Source organism: Paraburkholderia sp. SECH4, from assembly GCF_030511745.1.
Taxonomy (GTDB): domain Bacteria; phylum Pseudomonadota; class Gammaproteobacteria; order Burkholderiales; family Burkholderiaceae; genus Paraburkholderia; species Paraburkholderia madseniana.
Genome location: NZ_JALOCP010000119.1, coordinates 1 through 1,310 on the forward strand (window position 1 = coordinate 1; position 1,310 = coordinate 1,310).

A 1,310-nucleotide genomic window follows, 5' to 3' on the forward strand; every position below is an offset into this window, starting at 1 on the left:
TCGTTGTAACCGGGGTATCGAAAGAGATTCTGGAACAGAACGTACTCCCTGCGATCAAGCAATTCCTGACCGTTCGGGGCCTGGAACTCTCGGAAGAGAAAACCAGAGTCACTCACATTGCCGATGGGTTCGATTTCCTCGGGCAGAATATACGCAAATATGGCGGTAAGCTGCTCATCAAGCCGGCCAACAAGAGTGTGAAGGCACTCTTGGAAAAGGTTAGGGAAATCGTGAGGAATAACACGAGTGCCACACAGACGAATCTGATTTTACAACTCAACCCTGTGATTCGAGGTTGGGCCATGTACCACCGTCATGTGGTTTCCAAGTCTCATTTTACGTCGATAGATGCTCACATTTGGCAACTCTTATGGAAATGGGCTATGCGTCGGCATCCCACGAAAGGCACGGGTTGGGTGAAGCACAAATACTTCCACGTAGAGGGACATCGTACTTGGGCGTTTACCGCGCGGACCAAAGCCCGCGGAGTAATTCGGCTGTTCCGAGCCACGATGATTCCAATTGTTCGGCACGTGAAGATACGTGGTCAGGCAAATCCCTTTGACCTTGCGTGGTCGTCCTACTTTGCCCGTCGTCGAACCGCGACCGATGGTTGATTGCCCGGTCCCATCCGATGGGGCTGACGAATGGCTTGAGCCGGATGCGGGGCGACTCGCACGTCCGGTTCTTAGGGGGCGGTGGCGCAGCAATGCGCTGCCGCTACCCGACATCGGCGTGGACGCGGAATCTGGCCTGGTTCACACGGTCATCGGCACAGCTGCCAACGCTCAGGACATCAATACAGCCGAAGCGTTGCTACACGGCGAAGAGGCGGATGTGTACGCTGATGCCGGATATCAGGGCATTCAGAAGCGATGCGTGGACGATTCAGTGCGCTGGCATGTCGCAATGGGACCAGGCAAGCGCAGAAAACTGGACCTGAGTGATCGTCTGGACGCGATATACGATCAGATCGAACGCCTGAAGGCCGGCGTCCGCGCCAAGGTGGAGCATCCATTCCGGATCATCAAGCGACAGTTCGGCTATACGAAGACCCGATACCGGGGCCTGATGAAGAACACTGCCCAGATCACGACGCTGTTTGCGCTGGGCAATCTGTGGATGACGCGTAAGGCACTGCGCAAAGCGTGAAACATGCGGGCGCAGACGCCATGAGTTTCGGCAAACGCACGTTGCCGCGGTTCGAATAAAACTGTGATCGAGGTCCCAGCATCTTCGCCGCCACTACAACGCGGGCAGCAAACCGCGCGACGTGCAGGAAACGGGTTGTGCAGACCTTCCCTAAAGCC

The 1,310-nt window shown here is 56.1% G+C and carries 1 protein-coding gene and 1 pseudogene; both read left to right on the forward strand.

All coding sequences use genetic code 11. The features are described from left to right. A partial coding sequence (locus M0D67_RS41990; RefSeq protein WP_302273839.1) for a group II intron maturase-specific domain-containing protein occupies positions 1-617 on the forward strand: 617 nt, incomplete at its 5' end. 112 nt (positions 618-729) lie between these two features. Then, positions 730-1,152: pseudogene (locus M0D67_RS41995) on the forward strand (transposase); the annotation flags it as partial. Positions 1,153-1,310 lie beyond the last annotated feature (158 nt).